Here is a 15,945-nt window from a genome sequence, read left to right as displayed (position 1 = left end):
AGTGTTTACCTGATGGTTTCATTATATCTGTTTGTGAAAATAATTGCAATAGCAATTTTACAAAATTCCATTTTTTGCATTGTGCGGAATTGAGCTATGAGAAAATCGCCGTATGCGCAAGCCCTTCCTATAAAACAGGGACTCCTGTCATCGTCAGAAGTCCCTGCGCGTAACCGCTTATAGAATTATTAGAAAATGCTGAGAGCCGAAGCTACGCCGTAGGCTACCAACGCGCCAATAATCGGAGCGACGACGGGAACCCAGGCATATCCCCAGTCGGAGCCGCCTTTGCCGGCAATGGGCAAAATCGCATGAGCCAGGCGAGGACCGAGGTCTCGGGCCGGGTTGATGGCATACCCCGTCGGGCCGCCGAGGCTGAGGCCGATGGCCCAGATCAGGACGCCGACGATGTACGGGCCTACGCCGGGAGGAATCGCGCCGACCTGCTTGGAGAAAATCATCCAGATGACAAATACCAGGAAGAACGTGCCGATGATTTCGCACAGGATGTTGGCCGGGTAGTTGCGGATGGCCGGAGCCGTGCAGAAAATACCCAATTTAGCCGCCTTGTCTTCCGTTTCCGCCCAGTGGGGCAGGTATGCCAGCCAGACGATGGCCGCGCCGGCCATGGCGCCGAGAATCTGGACGACCGACGTCGCCAGGAACTGTTCAAAGGTGTAAATGCCGATCATCGTCTTCGCCAGCGTGACGGCAGGGTTCAAGTCACCCTGGGGCGCGCCGAGAGTCGTCGCCGTAAATACGCCGAGGGTTACGGCAAAGCCCCATCCGACGGTAATGCAGATCCAGCCGCCGTTCTGGCCTTTCGATTTGGTCAGCGTGTTGCAGGCGCAGACGCCGGCCCCGAACACGATAAGCACCATGGTACCAAAAAATTCACCGATTAAGTTATCCATATACAGACACCCGCTTTCTGAACGCTACGCCATTAGTCTTCGTCGTCGAGCCAGTGCATGGCATGTTTGACAGCCTTGCGCCAGCCTTTGTAATATGCCGCCGATTTGCCGGCGTCCATTGTCGGTTCGAAACGATTCTGGAGCTTCCAGCTATGGCGCAGTTCGTCCTTCGATTCCCATACACCGACAGCCAGACCGGCCAGGTATGCCGCGCCGAGAGCCGTCGTTTCGATGACCTGGGGACGGTCGACAGGCACGCGGAGAATATCGGCCTGGAACTGCATGAGCATGTTGTTGGCGCAGGCACCGCCGTCTACCTTGAGAGCCGCCAATTTGATGCCCGAATCGGCTTCCATCGCACTGAGGACATCCATCGTCTGATACGCCATGGAGTCAAGCGTTGCCCGGACGATATGGGCTTTCGTCGTGCCGCGGGTAATGCCGATAATCGTGCCGCGGGCGTTCATATCCCAGTACGGCGCGCCGAGGCCGACGAAAGCCGGCACGACGTATACGCCGTCCGAGTCGGGGACGCGTTTGGCTACCCATTCCGAGTCGGGAGCCGTGTCGATGAGGCGCAGGCCGTCGCGGAGCCATTGGATAGCCGAGCCGGCGACGAAAATCGAGCCTTCGAGCGCGTATTCTACCTTGCCGTCGAGGCCCCAGGCAATCGTCGTGACCAAGCCGTTTTTCGACGTGATCGGTTCCGTGCCCGTATTCATGAGGAGGAAGCAGCCCGTACCGTAGGTGTTCTTCGCCATGCCCGGATCGAAACAGGTCTGGCCGAAGAGAGCCGCCTGCTGGTCGCCGGCCGCGCCGGCAATCTTGACGGGAGCGCCGAGAATGGCCGGATCCGTGTAGCCATATACATCGCTGGACGGACGGACTTCCGGCAGCATGCTCTTCGGCACGTCGAGATACGAAAGGAGCTGGTCGTCCCATTCGAGGGTCTTGATGTTGAACATCAGCGTGCGGGACGCATTGGAATAATCCGTTACGTGCACCGTGCCGCCGCTGAGTTTCCAGATGAGCCACGAATCAATGGTACCGAAGAGGAGGTCGCCCTTTTCGGCCTTTTCTCTCGCCCCTTCGACGGTATCCAAAATCCATTTGACCTTCGTGCCGGAGAAGTAAGCGTCGATGACCAGGCCCGTCTTTTCCTTGAATTCGTCGACCAGGCCCTGTTTGATCAAATCTTCACAAATAGCCGCAGTCTGGCGGGACTGCCAGACGATGGCGTTGTAAATGGGACAGCCCGTCGTCTTATCCCATACGACAGCCGTTTCGCGCTGGTTCGTAATGCCGATAGCCGAAATATCGGCCGCCGTCAGGCCGCTCTGTTCCAAGGCGCCCTTCATGACTTCCACCATCGTATGGAGGATTTCGTTCGCGTCATGTTCTACCCACCCAGGCTGGGGGAAATACTGGGTAAATTCTTTCTGGCTGACGCTGACGATGCGGGATTCTTCGTCAAAAATAATCGCACGGTTACTCGTCGTCCCCGCATCCAACGCCATAACATACTTCTTCTGCATAATACCAAACTCCTTTCAACACATCTCTTTTCTTTTCTCTTCTCTTCTTTCAGGTTTAGCATATGGGTTATGCGTTATCTTAATTATATTAGCATGTGAAAATAATTGCAATATCTATTTTACATTTTTTCCTTGTATTGCATATCACATATAACCTGTCAACGGGCTATGTCTTTTTCGCAATTTATAAATAGAGTATACTACTTATGGAATATTTGTCATCAAAAGATAGCCTCTATTTTAGGTTTATTTTTGACAATACATATCCTTGTTGCCTCATCCTGTGCTATAATTAAAGTAATACAGACAGCTATATGAACTACATTGCCATTTTCTCAGATAAGGCGGATCACCATGCAAAACAATAAAAATAAAATAGCCATCAGCGCTGCCAAACTATATTACCAATCTGGATACAGCCAGACCGAAATCGCCAAAGAGCTCAACCTGTCCCGCCCGTCCGTGTCGCGCATCCTCCAGTACGCGAAGGACATGGGCTTCGTCCGCATCGAAATCTTCGACCCCATCGAAGACCAGAGCCTCCTGGCCAAAAAAATCATTTCCGCCTTCGGCCTCAAGGACGCCTGCATCGCCAACGCGCCCATTGAAGACGAAGAAGACATCAAAAAATATATCGGCCAGGTAGGCGCCGAATACCTCAGCAAAATCGTCCAGGACGGCGACATCATCGGCGTCGGCTGGGGCACGACCATGCACTGCTTGTCCCACGCCCTTCTGCCCCACCCCCTGCGGGGCGCGCAGATCGTCCAGCTCGAAGGGGGGATTACCCTGGCCGCCGGCGAAACCTATGCCAACGAAATTCTCGAACGCTTCGCCAAAAACTACGAAACCATCGCCCAATATCTGCCCCTGCCCGTACTGTTCGATTCCAAAACCGTAAAAGATATGGTCTATAAGGACCGCCACATCAAGCGCGTCCTGGAGCTGGGCCGCAACGCCAACATCGCCTTGTTCAGCGTCGGCACCGTCCGCGACAACGCCCTCTTTTTCCGTCTGGGCTACGCCGACGAAGAAGAAAAGGAATTTCTCAAAACCCACGCCGTCGGCGATATCTGCTCCCGCTTCTTCGACAAGGACGGCAATATTTCCAGCCCCGAGCTGAACAACCGCACCGTCGGCATCGACCTCGACTGCCTGCGGACCAAAGAATACAGCATCCTCCTGTCGGGCGGCGCAGCCAAGATCGCCAGCATCCGCGCAGCCCTAAAAGGCGGCTACGCCAACGTCCTCATTACGGACCAGTTCACGGCCAAGCGCCTCCTTCAGGAGGAAACTTAATCTCTATATGCAAAAAATTGCAGCCCCGGCGAAAGAACGACTCGCATTCTTCCGCCGGGGCTGCGTCTGTTTATGCACGACCGATGTCTTCCAGATATCGCCGAACGGCCTCTATAAATTCCCTGGCATGGGTTAACTGCTCATGCGCATCGTCTTCGCTGACTAAAAAGAAATCGGCATAATCGCAGTTGTTTCGAATTTGGAAGGCAATACTAATATACTTTGAATACTTTTTTTTCAAATATACCCGTTTTAATATATGTTTTCTAAAAATACGAAATAACACCGGCATGCTTTGCATAATCTATTCCATCCAAGGCCAGCACTGCCCGCATAGCTGAAAAAATGGCGTAATACGAGCGATGTATCGCATCTTTATAACACCCGATGCGATACAACATGTCGGCAGCTTTAAGTTTTTCCGAAGCATTCTCCAAGCGATATACCATAAGGGCGGTTTTCGCGTCAGGCACTGATTTCGACCCCTTCCTTAGCAATGTTGGCATAATACGGCAGCGCACCATCATATGCGGCAAACTCTGCCGCCGGAATCACCGTAGGCGAAATAATAACGTCATATTCTAACTCCAGCTCTGCCGAAATATTCCATATATCTTTTAATTTCCGCTGCAATTCGCCGCGTTCCCCCTCAACGATGGCAACTAAATCTATATCCGAATCCGTTTCAAAATCGCCGCGGGCGTACGAACCATATAAATATATATGGCGCAGCGCCGTTCCGTATGCAGTGCGATAGGCCCGGGCAATTTCCGCAATAATGGCATGTAAAACAGCATCAGAGCACATATAGGTTCCTCCCTTCGCATGGCTTTCTGTATATATTATATATGATTTTTACGCGCTGCAACAGACAGGATATCCGTATAGACAAAAAAGGCTGCCCCTCAGGCAGCCTTTTCCTGTCAGATATGCGATTTATGGGTTCAGCGCTTCGTCCAGTACGCGGACGTATTCGTCGATAGCCCGCTTTGAATAGTCCGTTCCCTTGGCGATGGCCTCGAAGGCGTGATAGGCCCGGGGATAGAGGTGAAATTCCACCGGCACGCCGGCCTGGGCCAGGCGCTGGGCGTAGCGTATTGTATCGTCCCGGAAGGGATCCAGCGTGCTGACGCAGGTATACGTCGGCGGCAGTCCTGACAAATCGTCGGCCCTCGCCGGAGCCATATAGGCCGTCGCCCGATCCGTCCCGACGGCATCGCCGATATAGGCCTTCCATGCAAAGACATTAGACACGTTGTTCCACACCCTCATGTCCATGACTTCACGGCTGGCCGGCGAGGCCATGCGGTCGTCCAGCATGGGGTACAGGGGCATTTGAAAAGCCGGCCGTATTTCGCCTTTGTCACGAGCCATCAAGACCACGGCGGCGCAGAGATTCCCGCCGGCGCTGGCACCGGCAACGGCGATGCGCGTATCGTCGACGCCTAAGGACGCGGCATTGTCAAAAAACCATTTCAGCCCCCCATAGGTATCGTCGATGGCCGCCGGATAGGGGTATTTCGGGGCCAGCCGATAATCGACAGATACGACGACGGCCCCTACCTCCTTGGCAAACCGCAGGCTCTGGGCCTCGTCCTGCTCGGGCACGCCAAACAAGAATCCGCCGCCGTGAATCCAATAAATCCCCGGCAGTTCCGCCTCGGCCTGTACGGGCTTGTACACCCGCAGGCGCAGCTTGTCCGAGCCGTCGCCATTGGGAATATACACGTCGTACACCTGTACAGCCTCGTCCTTCGGCAAATTCGGCGAACCGACTAAGGCTCCGGCCCGCCGGTTAATATCCTCCAGCGCGCCGGGCTGATTGAAATCCAGAGAAGAGCTCTGTTCCAGCGCCGGCCGCAGCTGCGGGTCCACCTGTTCCAGATACGCCGACTCCCCGGCAAAGGCCGTCATAGACGACGCGGCAATCACAGCGCAGACGACGGCGCTGCGCAGCATATGTTTCCATGAGTACACGATTTACCTCTCCCTTATGTATAGAATATAATAATTTATTTTATCATATCAAATGACGCAGCCTTCTTTCAACATAGTTTGCACGCTAAGGGTTGCAAAAGCAAAAAAACTGCGCTCCACGAACCCCTATCTCTGGTTCCATGAAGCGCAGCCTTTCCCTAAGCGCTATGCCAATCGAACATACAATCGCTTTCCTTATTGACATACGCCCCTTCGTCCTGTACCATAGGACGCAAGAGGCGTTTGTGCACATCAAACGGCAGGCGGTCAAATCCAGCCCCCGAAACGGGGTGATGCGTATGGATTCTATCAATGCGACCTTAGTATTACTCATCGTGTTGTTTTATCTCATTTCGCACAAACAAAAATAGCCGTCTGCAGCCTACCAATTCTGTTGACGACTATTTCTGTTAACACATAAAGGGGGCTGACCGTTTGTCGGCACAGCGCCTCGTTTTTCATCTCCATCTTAGCATAGCTCCACAGGCTCGTCAAGCTGTATGCCAATCGAACATACCATCGTTTCCCTCTTGACAAATCGGCCGTTTGTCCTGTACGATATGACACAAGAGGCGGTAATCAGGCCCCGGAATCGGGGTGATGTGTATGGGATTTGACCAGATAAACGTAACGCTGTTACTCCTTATCGTGTTGACCATCCTGACACAGAACAAACAAAAATAGCCGCCTTCCTCTTCCCATAGGTCGCGACTATTTTTGTGCGTAAATACTTATTGAGGCGAACCGTTTGTCGGTGTAGCGCCTCGTTTTTCATCTCTATCTTAGCATAGCTCTACAGGCTCGTCAAGCTATACGCCAAACGAAGACAATATCAAGTTGTTGCAGGTATGTATTTGACAGAACCATCTTGGCATGTAAATCTGCCTTTACTATTTAATTGTATGGCGGGCGACGCCCCGCTGATTTGCATTTGCAACGTTCTCCTTTTTCCGTTAAAACAAATAATCCGAACTCATCTCCTACTGGAAACAAGTTCGGATTATATCGGTTTGGTGCCGGAGAAGGGACTTGAACCCCCACGGTGTTACCCGCCTGATTTTGAGTCAGGTGCGTCTGCCATTCCGCCACTCCGGCAAGCTGTGTTTGATTCCTTAGCACAAGAGTAATTATATCACAAAAATCCTTTCCGTCAAGTACTTTTTTTACAATCTCAGCAAAAAAGTCTTTGCTGAGATTGTCTTTTCCCTTCACCGCCGCGCAGTACGCCGTATATTATACGTATTCTAATTCGCCGACGCCCTCGCACGACAGCAACACTAAATACACGTCCATCTCATGAACGGCCAAAAAATCTTCGATGGCTTCCTCGCAGACTTGAAGGGCCTCTTCCCGAGGATAGCCGAAGATGCCCGATGAAATCAGCGGAAAGGCAATAGACCGAAGGCCGTAGGATTCGGCAAGGGCCAGCGATTTGGCATAACATTGGTACAGCAATTCCCGTTCACCATGGTCGCCGCCTTCCCACACAGGCCCTACGGTATGAATGACGTACTGCGCCGGCAGATGAAAGGCCGGCGTGATGACAGCGTCGCCCGTCGGGCAATGCCCGATATCCTGACAAGCTTCGGTCAGCTCGGCATATCCGGCTGCCCGGAATATAGCGCCGCATACGCCGCCGCCCATCAACAGCCGCTCATTGGCCGCGTTTACGATGGCATCGGCCTGTACCTTTGTAATGTCTCCGCAAATAATTTTAAACGGCATCGCCCGTTACCTCCTGCATAGATTGTATAGTATTACTATACTAAAGATAGAATCATTCTGCAAGAGAGGCTCCCCATACACAAACATACGAACGCTTTTCTCTTGCCAAAGCACCCGTTTGCCCTGTACCATAAGACACAAGAAGCACTGCATACTTCAAACGGCAGACGGTAATCGTGCCCATCCATCCCGACACAAAGCAAACAAAAATAGCCGCCTTCCTTTTCCCCGAGGTTGCGACTATTTTTGTTAGTAACACTATTGGGGCGAACCGTTTGTCGGTGCAGCGCCTCGTTTTTCATCTCTATCTTAGCATAGCTCCATCAGCCCGTCAAGGCGTATACCAATCGAACATACAGACGGTTTTCTCTTGACAAAGCGCCTGCCTGTCCTGTACCATATGACACAAGAGGCGCTGCATACTCCAAACGGCAGGCGGTAATCGGGCCCCGGAATCGGGGTGATGTGTATGGGATTTGACCAGATAAACGTAACGCTGTTACTCCTTATCGTGTTGACCATCCTGACACAGAATAAACAAAAATAGCCGCCCAATCCCCATTGTTGCGACTATTTTTGTGCGTAATATAATTGGGGCGAACCGTTTGTCGGTGCAGCGCCTCGTTTTTCACCTCTATCTTAGCATAGCCCTACAGGCTCGTCAAGGCGCATACCAATCGAACATATGGATGATTTTCCCTTGACAGCACGTCCTGTTATCCTGTACCATAAAAGGCAAGAGATGCTATGCATTCCAAACGGCAGCGCGGTTAAATTATGCCCCTAGAAACGGGGTGTTGCATATGGATATAGCCCAAGTAAACGTAACGTTGTTGCTTTTAATGGTGTTAATCATCGTATTGCAGCACACGCAAAAATAGCCGCCACCCAGAGCTCCAATTCTGATTGCGGCTATTTTGCAATATAGTATTGGGCTAACCGTTTGTCGGCTAGCATCTCTTTTTTCATGTTTATCTTAGCATACCCTCGCCGCCTCGTCAAGGCGCCGATCGTTTCTATATATTACATTATTATATATACAAAAAGAGTCAGAACACAGTTCGTCTGTTCTGACTCTTTTCTTATCATATCTACCTATGGTGTCCGCTTCCGATGCGCGGAAAACCACTGTATACGGCAGTCGGCGCTGCAGAAGGCGGTTCGCCGATCCTTTGCTTCCGTGACGGTCACCGTCCGGCCGCACTGTTTGCAGGAAAAGGTACGCGATACGGCCTGGCACGCCGTGTGTTCCGAATGCTTCCAGTACAGCCGCTCGCAGCGGGGCGAGCAGAACTTTACCCGTTTGTCGGCGCGGTTCCTCACGAAGACGAGGGTCCCGCAGCGCAGGCAGCGGAAGGAGCGCACCGTCTTTCCTCCGGCCAGCTGCGCCGGCGGGGCTGCGTCCCGATGGCGGTAAGCGTAGCGGCGGCAGGCGGCGCTGCAATACTTCTGTGTCGACCGGTCCGCCGTAAAGTCCTTGCCGCAGACGGGACATGTTGCCAGTCGGTTCATGCCCTTAGACTTTCCAGTTCATACCGACGTTGAACTGGTACGTATCTTCGTTGTCGTTGCCAAAGGTCTTTTCCACGTCGAGGAACATGTACGTCCCCTTGCTGAACTGGTGAGAGAAACCGAGGCCCACATCGTACCAGGTGCCTTCGTTTTCGTAGGTCGTATCGAGGCGGCCCGTGGCGTCGAAGGCGCTGATATCCTGATCGCCTAAGAATTCATGGAGTACGTCGGCCTTGATATAGAAGGTATTGTTTTCGCCCATATCCTTGCCGAGGCGGAAGCCGACACGGCCGATGAGGCTGTCGATAGCGTCCAGTTCTACGCTCGTACCCTGGCTCGTCGTGTAGTCGGCGTCGGTGACATGAGCATACTGGAGCTGAACCTGGGGTTCAAAATACCAATCCTTGCCGATGTCCTTCTTGCGGCCGTATTCGGCGCTGGCCGAGTAGACGAAGTTGCTGTAGTCGCCGGTAATCTTTTCGCCGGTGCTTCTCGCGTACACTTCAAAATCATTGGACAATCTGCCAATCTTGAGGACATAATCGGAATAATGGCCCTTATTGCCGAGCCACGTATCGTAGAGCCAGAGACCGCCCCGCCGTACGTCGCCGTCACCGGCTACGTTATGGTAATCCGTCGTGCCGCGCATGTAGTCGATGGCAAAGCCGCGGCGGTGTTCGCCGTCTTCCCGATCGTCGACGCGCTTGTCATAGCCCAGCTCCATCATGGTGTTCTTGCTGCGGAAGGCGTCGGACTTGCCGATGCGGTCGTGGCGGATGCGTACCCACAGGCCTTCGTCGCCGTCGATGTAGCGAGCCTCACCCATGCGCTTGTTCAGGCGGTCCATATAGATGGCGTTGGCGTAGTTGACCTGGGACATGGCCACGACGGTCTTACCCGCATCGGACAATTCACGGCTCTTTACGCCGATGAGCTTAAAGTTCGTCGTATCGTCTACCGTCGTGCCGTTCATGCCTGTATCCGTTCCCATATCCTCCGTCGAATCAGGAGATTCCGGCGAATCCACAGCCTCTAAGGTCATGATACCGTAAGCAGCGGCTTCTTGAGGTTCGTCCTTAAAGAGATTATCTACCAAATCATTTCCCGGCTTTGCCTCGGTCATTTGACCATAGCCGCCCGTGCTGTTATACGCATCGTTTTCCGTGTTTCCATTATAGTCGTCCGTACCGACTTCATATTCGACGTTATACACACCGTTGTCGTATGTACCGGCGCTGAACGTCGCGTGCGACCCCTTGCCGACCGTTGCAAAGCGCAGACCGTCAAACCCATCCTGATACATATCCTCTACCGTCACGGCATTTTCCAGGTTGATGAAATACTCACCGTTTGCTTTTTTCATGTACAGCATATCGCTGGCACTTCTATCACCGTCGAGTTTCATCGTAAACATAGCATTGCCCTTCATTTCGCCGATTGTCAAGGCCTGGACGTTTGCGTTCAAATCCGATTTTGCCGATGCCAGATCGATCTCGACGTGTTCACTATTTCCCGTATCCACGCTCGTAACCCAGCTCTGGCCCGTAACCGTCCATTTCGATCCTTCGCCCATCTTCAAGTTCACTTCGCCGCCTTTGAAAATCGTACTACTGAAGGCCGGGCTGAAGAACGTCGTGTCGGCATGACCTTGGTCGATATCTTCTCCTACCGTCCCCAGTCCCGCGTCGCCGTAATCATCGGCACGACCTTCCAAATATCCGCCCTTACCGAGGTCGATGTTCAGGACGCCGTTATTACCGGCAAGGATATTGCCCTTTACAGAAATGCCTGCATCGGAGCCATCCTGGGCCTGAATATCTACCTGACCGGCATATGCTGAGAGAATGTCGCCAATAATGGAACTGCCTGCACCATAATTCAATGTTACCTTAGATTTAAGATCGGCATTTGCGAGAACCTGTTCGTTTGTCAGATTTACAGCTGTACCAGCAGCGATAGCAATGTCCGCGCTGTTATTCTTTTGAGAAGCCGACGTTTCATCATATCTGTCTGTGCTGACAAGTGTACTGCCGTTAATTTCAATATTGGCTCCCTTATAAGCCCAGATTGTTCTTTCCAACGTCCCTGTATCAGTAGGGTCAGCTGCATACGATCTGAACTCGTTTCGTTCGCCAGATACGACAATATTCGCGCCGTCTTCTGCATACAAGGCAGAAATTACTTTCTTATCTTTGAATGACGTTTCCGAATCCGGGTCATTATCTTCATCCAAGCCTCCTGCTTTAGCAATAACTGCGGCAGAATAGATATAGTTGCCAACTAAACTCCCGTCTTTACCATTTACGTCAACAGAACTGCCTTCTCCACTGGCATATACGGAACCAGCTAAGATATTGGCGACACCACTTGATATGGGAGTATATCCGCCGTTTATTGCATAAGCTACTGCATCCTTGCCGAATGTCACAGTCGTATCATCGTAAGTCACATCTATGGTATCGCCTGCCGTAATGCTATTCATACGATCAGCAATCGCTTTGACGCTGCTCTGTACACCGTCGGCTTTTAATGCTTCCGTACCAGACGCAATGATATTATCGCGCGCAGCGTCAATCGTAATCGTGCCGGCTCTCGAATACGCACCGTTTAATGCCGCCGTAACACGGTTATCTTGAGCGGAAATAAGTTCTACACCAGCGTCCGCATTCGTAAGGCTATACACGCCAGTTGTTTTGTTTCCGCCAGTCAAAATATTATCTCCCGTCGTAGATTCGACTTTGACATGTCCATTTGTACTGCGTACCACATACCCTGTGTTAGCATCATTTTCATCAACGGTAATATAGTTGTTGTTACCTTTAACGTTGACATCACCTGTTCCGGCAGCTATACCATATAATGTATCGGCATGGATATTAACATTTCCATATTTAGATTCATAGTTCATGGTTTCGGTACTATTATTAGAAATACCATGTCCTCCACGAATATTGATATCATCAACAATATGCATATTCACGCTACTACTGCCATTGAGAATAATAGCCCATGCATTAGCGTTGACATCTACTGTATTAGCAGCAATATTAATTACTGAATTAGTATTTCCTTCTGAAAAGATGCCATAGTACCCTGCTGTAATGGATAATTTCCCCGTTAAATCTATATCCATATCCCCCTTCTCATTCTTCCCAATAAAAATGCCATCACTTTTCCAGCCATTACTGTACGATGTCGGCGTAGTATTCACAATAGTAAGATTATTTGCTTTAATAATGGTTTTTTCATTCGCTGCTGAACCAGCAACTAAACCACCACCATATGCCCCGGTTGCTCCTGTGTCAGGATCTCCAAGATCATACGGTTTATCAACATTAATTACTATATTACCTCCATATCCCCCATTCGTACCAACAATATTAGTATTATACATATTCAAATTGTTCAGTGTCAGCGTACTATCTTCAGCCAGTTCAATATCATAATTACCTACCACTTCTTTCGGTTCCATATACGATGCGGTGCCCGCATATTCACTATTTACCGTCGTATAATCTCCTGTAACAGTAATCGTACCACCTTTTTCTGTATCATCGACAAATTTCCCAAAAGTCATATCGGCAGCCAATACTCCCGGAGTCACCATAGCCGGTACCCATACTGTTCCTGCAACGACAGCACTTAGGATGAATCGTTTTAACAGTTTTCCTTTTATCACTTTTCTATGAACATATCTCATGTCGCTTCCTCCTTGCCCATGGCCATACGGCCTCGCCCTCACGATCAACCAGCTCTATGTTTTTATCAGCCGAGCGCCTATACTGCCATGCTATATTTCAATACATGCAATGTATAATAACTAAAAGGGGATATGCATACGAGCCGGTTCCTATCGGCTGTATACACATACTTTTTATCAGTATAACGCATACCACCCCCCCCCCCCTATGTCAAGTGAAAATGCCCATTTTTCACGGTATTTCAGCCATTTTTTTGCGTACAAAAAAAAAGACCGAATCCGCAATGGATTCGGCCCGTCGTATCGGTTCAATGTTTCATGTAGGTATCATACAATCAACAACTGTACAGTCATTTTCTGTTTTTCTCATGTATCTCTCATGCAACGTTAAGAAATCTCTAATCATCACATGATATACTAAACACGTTGCTCTTCCCCATTCTCAGCAACAGAAAGGGGGGAGTCAAATGGAAATATTACATTCTTTTGTATTGTCTGTCATGGCAGGCGTAGTCGCGAACTACATCTGTAAGTGGTGGGACAGATAATCCCAGAGCAACCTGCCCCACGAGAAAACCCCGTAACGCTGCAACCGTTACGGGGTTTTCGTGTGTCAAATGGAAACACTACATTCTACGTATATTATACCATACGCCGCCGCACAGTCAACGGCCATGCAAGCATTCTCCCTTTTTCTCATGTTTCTTTCATAAAACTTTAAGAAACCTCTAATCATCGCATGATATACTAAACGCGTTGCTCTTCTCCATTTCTGGCAACAGAAAGGGGGGAGTTAAATGGAAATATTGAATTCTTTTGTATTGTCTGTCATGGCAGGCGTAGTCGCAAACTACATCTGTAAGTGGCTGAACAGACACTAATAGGAGCAACCAGCCTCACGGAAAATCCCCGTAACGCGGCAACGTTACGGGGATTTCGTGTGTTAAATGGACATATTGAATTCTGCTTATATTATACCATACGCCGTCACATAGTCAATACTCGCAAAGGACGTTGCCTACAGCCAGCACAGCCCGTTACGGACGCGCCGGGCCGCCGCAGGCGGATGCAAAAAGCCTGGCAGACGGAGCAAGCGGCATCCGAGCGAAGGATTGTACCGCGCAGAAAGAAAAAAGTAACAACCATCCTCCTATTTCTTTCCCCTATATTTTTTCGGGATTTTCTTCGGCGCGTCTCCGTCGAGGCCGTAGTGGCTGCGAAGCTTGCGTACGCCGCGGTTGATGACAGTCTGGATCGAGGGGATGGGAATGCCGTGTTCTTCGCTGATGGAGCGGAAGGTCCATGCTTCCTTGTGGCGCAGGCAGACGAGGCGGCGTTCCTTCTCGTCGAGGGTATCCAAGGCCCGCTGGAGCTCTTCTTTTTCTTCCATCTCGATGACCCGGCCCATGGGACAGACGGCGTTCTGGTCTTCCAGATAGTCGGGCAGATCGGTCGTGCCGCCTTCGGGACAGTAGACGTTCTTTTCAAGCAGGGATTGTTCCTGCTTGTAGCGGTAGGCGTCGTCGCCGAACTGCTTTCTGACGCGCCGGACGATGGCCAGGGGGACGTCCACGTTGTCCGCCAGGTCGTAGGAATAAATGCATTCGATCAGAGCGGTAGTCGCGACCGAGCGGGCGTCGTGAATGCTGCCGTACACGTAGCTGTATTTACGGGCCATGGATTGGATAAAGGGGTTGTACAGCTGACAAATATCTGCAATGGCATCGACGTCGCCCATCTGGACTTGACGGATGCATTGCCGTACAGGAATGGTCATACAATGTTGCCTCCTTATAGGGCAAAACACCTTGAGCATACGCCCAAGGCATTTTGCGTTTTACTTATCATTATACCTTATTCGTCAAGAGTCTCGACCTGACGGGTAATGATGCGGCTGTCCTTCAAGGCCGTCAGCTCGCCCTCGGCCGTCGCGAAAATCTTCTTTTCCAGCAGCGTGCCGACGGCGGCGTCGACGGTGCCCTTGTCGAGGCCTTCTTTGGGATTTTTGAGGGAATAGACGACGCTGTTTCCGGCAGCGTCGGCAAATTCGAGCTGTAAGGTTCTGGTTTTAGTCTGAATCATGGTATGTTTCTCCTTTCGAAATGGAAAATACTGGCTTAGGCCGTAATTTCATTTTCAATGACTTCGCGAATCGACGTAATCGGATCGTCCTGCAAGGTGCCGATAGCCGTCGCCACAGCCGTGATGCTTTCGGGCTCAGCCGAAGGCTTGAGGTGGGCAAAGGTCATCTGCCGCTTTTTCTGCGCCCCTTCGTGATCCTGATAGGAAACGGTGAGTTTCAACTTGCTGGAAATTGCAGTACGTTCTGCCATAATAGAATTCCTCCTTGTAGTGTGAATATGTTTTTCTGTCTTTGTTAAGCGCAAAGACAAGAAAGCGCTGTATAGCCGGACATGACGTCCGATGCCTGTTATATGACGTGTTTGCGCTATATCTTAATTACGTCTTGTTTAATCAGAAAGGGGAGCCCCTTTCATTACCTCATACTTTCTTTCTGTGCGGACAGAAAGAAAGTATGCAAAGATAAGCAGGACGCGCGCGGTAAAGGAGCGAAGCGACGCATACCGCGCAGTGTATCGCTTATACAGAGTAAAGAACCGCCGCCCAGGTACTACCGAGCCTTGCTCCGCATCGGGCAGGCGGCGCGGTAAAATCGCTTCGCTCGGATACCGCGGCTTTTCGCCTGCCCGATACTGCGCAGCCGACTTACGTCGGCACGGCTCGTCCGTAATGGGCGGAAAAACACCGCGCGCTTTTTCATGATAAAATACACTGACACATCGCTGAATAGTACATTTAGTTCTAACAAATACAAAACTCCTATGCAATAAACATTCTGCTGACGCTAAAGCACCTGCAACGTGCTATCTGAAAGAACTCATAGTCCTATACTGAAAGCCTGTGAAATTGTCATCAAAAGATACACATCGTCTTTCAGCAGATGGGCACCACCAATGCGATACAATAAATCAGCTTTGCAATAACAAAACGCTATCATTTACGGCCAGTGAAACGGCGCCACAAGTTTTATTCATTCAGACGGTACACCTTACGCCTGCACGAAAGAAGCTGCAAGTATCACGGTTTCTTCGCCCGTTACGGACACGCCGTGCCGCCGCAGGCGGATGCGAAGGGACTGACAGGCGGAACAAGCGGCATCCGAGCGCCAGCGATTTTGCTGCGCCGCCTGTCTGACCCGCAGCAAGGCGTGGGAGTTCCGGGCTGGCCTCTTTCTTTTGGTTACTTTTTCTTTCTGGCCACG

At 50.9% G+C, this 15,945-nt stretch carries 14 protein-coding genes and 1 tRNA gene; 1 reads left to right on the top strand and 14 read right to left on the bottom strand.

Translation table 11 applies throughout. From position 1 onward, the window contains the following. Positions 1-188 precede the first annotated feature (188 nt). Both CJ260_RS09565 and glpK read right to left on the bottom strand, forming a co-directional pair. Complete coding sequence (locus CJ260_RS09565) at positions 189-914, bottom strand: MIP/aquaporin family protein (RefSeq protein WP_087478366.1); 726 nt, start codon at positions 912-914, stop codon at positions 189-191. Between the two features lie 32 nt (positions 915-946). Continuing rightward, entirely contained in the window at positions 947-2,449 is a 1,503-nt protein-coding gene (glpK, locus tag CJ260_RS09560; RefSeq protein ID WP_095630021.1) for a glycerol kinase GlpK, read from the bottom strand. Positions 2,450-2,803: 354 nt separating this feature from the next. Between glpK and CJ260_RS09555 the strand changes: the two genes are divergently transcribed. Beyond that, a complete protein-coding gene (locus CJ260_RS09555) occupies positions 2,804-3,748 on the top strand; it encodes a sugar-binding transcriptional regulator (protein WP_095630020.1) in 945 nt (314 codons plus the stop codon). A gap of 70 nt (positions 3,749-3,818) precedes the next feature. Here CJ260_RS09555 and CJ260_RS13440 read toward each other — a convergent pair whose 3' ends face one another. The 12 genes from CJ260_RS13440 to CJ260_RS13210 form a co-directional block, all read right to left on the bottom strand. After that, complete coding sequence (locus CJ260_RS13440) at positions 3,819-4,040, bottom strand: HEPN domain-containing protein (RefSeq protein ID WP_369831744.1); 222 nt, start codon at positions 4,038-4,040, stop codon at positions 3,819-3,821. Beyond that, a complete protein-coding gene (locus CJ260_RS13340) occupies positions 4,015-4,221 on the bottom strand; it encodes a HEPN domain-containing protein (RefSeq protein ID WP_198947440.1) in 207 nt (68 codons plus the stop codon). The genes CJ260_RS13440 and CJ260_RS13340 overlap by 26 nt, the downstream gene beginning before the upstream one ends. Then, the gene (locus tag CJ260_RS09545) at positions 4,214-4,555 is read right to left on the bottom strand and encodes a nucleotidyltransferase family protein (RefSeq protein ID WP_087478363.1); all 342 of its coding nucleotides are present in this window, start codon (positions 4,553-4,555) and stop codon (positions 4,214-4,216) included. The genes CJ260_RS13340 and CJ260_RS09545 overlap by 8 nt, the downstream gene beginning before the upstream one ends. 129 nt (positions 4,556-4,684) lie before the next feature. After that, positions 4,685-5,725, bottom strand: a complete 1,041-nt coding sequence (locus CJ260_RS09540; protein WP_198643444.1) for an alpha/beta hydrolase — start codon at positions 5,723-5,725, stop codon at positions 4,685-4,687. Positions 5,726-6,736: 1,011 nt separating this feature from the next. After that, a tRNA-Leu gene (locus tag CJ260_RS09535) sits at positions 6,737-6,820 on the bottom strand. 138 nt (positions 6,821-6,958) lie between these two features. Continuing rightward, on the bottom strand, positions 6,959-7,450 hold the full coding sequence (locus CJ260_RS09530) for a macro domain-containing protein (protein WP_087478360.1): 492 nt from the start codon (positions 7,448-7,450) through the stop codon (positions 6,959-6,961). A 1,095-nt stretch (positions 7,451-8,545) separates the two neighbouring features. Continuing rightward, the gene (locus tag CJ260_RS09525) at positions 8,546-8,962 is read right to left on the bottom strand and encodes a hypothetical protein (protein WP_095630018.1); all 417 of its coding nucleotides are present in this window, start codon (positions 8,960-8,962) and stop codon (positions 8,546-8,548) included. A gap of 4 nt (positions 8,963-8,966) precedes the next feature. Further along, positions 8,967-11,870 carry an autotransporter outer membrane beta-barrel domain-containing protein gene (locus tag CJ260_RS09520; protein ID WP_233127949.1) on the bottom strand — a complete coding sequence of 968 codons (2,904 nt, stop codon included), beginning with the start codon at positions 11,868-11,870 and terminating at the stop codon, positions 8,967-8,969. A gap of 1,942 nt (positions 11,871-13,812) precedes the next feature. Beyond that, positions 13,813-14,439 carry an RNA polymerase sigma factor gene (locus tag CJ260_RS09515; protein ID WP_158221396.1) on the bottom strand — a complete coding sequence of 209 codons (627 nt, stop codon included), beginning with the start codon at positions 14,437-14,439 and terminating at the stop codon, positions 13,813-13,815. Positions 14,440-14,516: 77 nt separating this feature from the next. Then, positions 14,517-14,744: a DUF2922 domain-containing protein gene (locus CJ260_RS09510; RefSeq protein ID WP_087477978.1), complete on the bottom strand. Its 228-nt coding sequence runs from the start codon at positions 14,742-14,744 to the stop codon at positions 14,517-14,519. 35 nt (positions 14,745-14,779) lie between these two features. Beyond that, positions 14,780-14,995: a DUF1659 domain-containing protein gene (locus CJ260_RS09505; protein WP_095630015.1), complete on the bottom strand. Its 216-nt coding sequence runs from the start codon at positions 14,993-14,995 to the stop codon at positions 14,780-14,782. Between the two features lie 737 nt (positions 14,996-15,732). After that, positions 15,733-15,888, bottom strand: a complete 156-nt coding sequence (locus CJ260_RS13210) for a hypothetical protein (protein ID WP_233127948.1) — start codon at positions 15,886-15,888, stop codon at positions 15,733-15,735. Between the last annotated feature and the right edge of the window lie 57 nt (positions 15,889-15,945).

Source organism: Megasphaera sp. ASD88 (genome assembly GCF_002287425.1).
In the GTDB taxonomy this organism is placed as follows: Bacteria; Bacillota; Negativicutes; order Veillonellales; family Megasphaeraceae; genus Megasphaera; species Megasphaera stantonii.
The sequence above is the reverse complement of the archived record's forward strand: the minus strand, read 5'-3'. Positions and strand labels throughout refer to the sequence as shown.

Coding starts and splice junctions, on each gene's coding strand:
- CJ260_RS09520 (WP_233127949.1), bottom strand. CDS start 11,870: ATGAACTATGAATCTAAATATGGAAATGTTAATATCCATGCCGATACA.
- glpK (WP_095630021.1), bottom strand. CDS start 2,449: ATGCAGAAGAAGTATGTTATGGCGTTGGATGCGGGGACGACGAGTAAC.
- CJ260_RS09515 (WP_158221396.1), bottom strand. CDS start 14,439: ATGACCATTCCTGTACGGCAATGCATCCGTCAAGTCCAGATGGGCGAC.
- CJ260_RS09555 (WP_095630020.1), top strand. CDS start 2,804: ATGCAAAACAATAAAAATAAAATAGCCATCAGCGCTGCCAAACTATAT.
- CJ260_RS09525 (WP_095630018.1), bottom strand. CDS start 8,962: ATGAACCGACTGGCAACATGTCCCGTCTGCGGCAAGGACTTTACGGCG.
- CJ260_RS09505 (WP_095630015.1), bottom strand. CDS start 14,995: ATGGCAGAACGTACTGCAATTTCCAGCAAGTTGAAACTCACCGTTTCC.
- CJ260_RS09545 (WP_087478363.1), bottom strand. CDS start 4,555: ATGTGCTCTGATGCTGTTTTACATGCCATTATTGCGGAAATTGCCCGG.
- CJ260_RS13440 (WP_369831744.1), bottom strand. CDS start 4,040: ATGCCGGTGTTATTTCGTATTTTTAGAAAACATATATTAAAACGGGTA.
- CJ260_RS09510 (WP_087477978.1), bottom strand. CDS start 14,744: ATGATTCAGACTAAAACCAGAACCTTACAGCTCGAATTTGCCGACGCT.
- CJ260_RS09530 (WP_087478360.1), bottom strand. CDS start 7,450: ATGCCGTTTAAAATTATTTGCGGAGACATTACAAAGGTACAGGCCGAT.
- CJ260_RS09565 (WP_087478366.1), bottom strand. CDS start 914: ATGGATAACTTAATCGGTGAATTTTTTGGTACCATGGTGCTTATCGTG.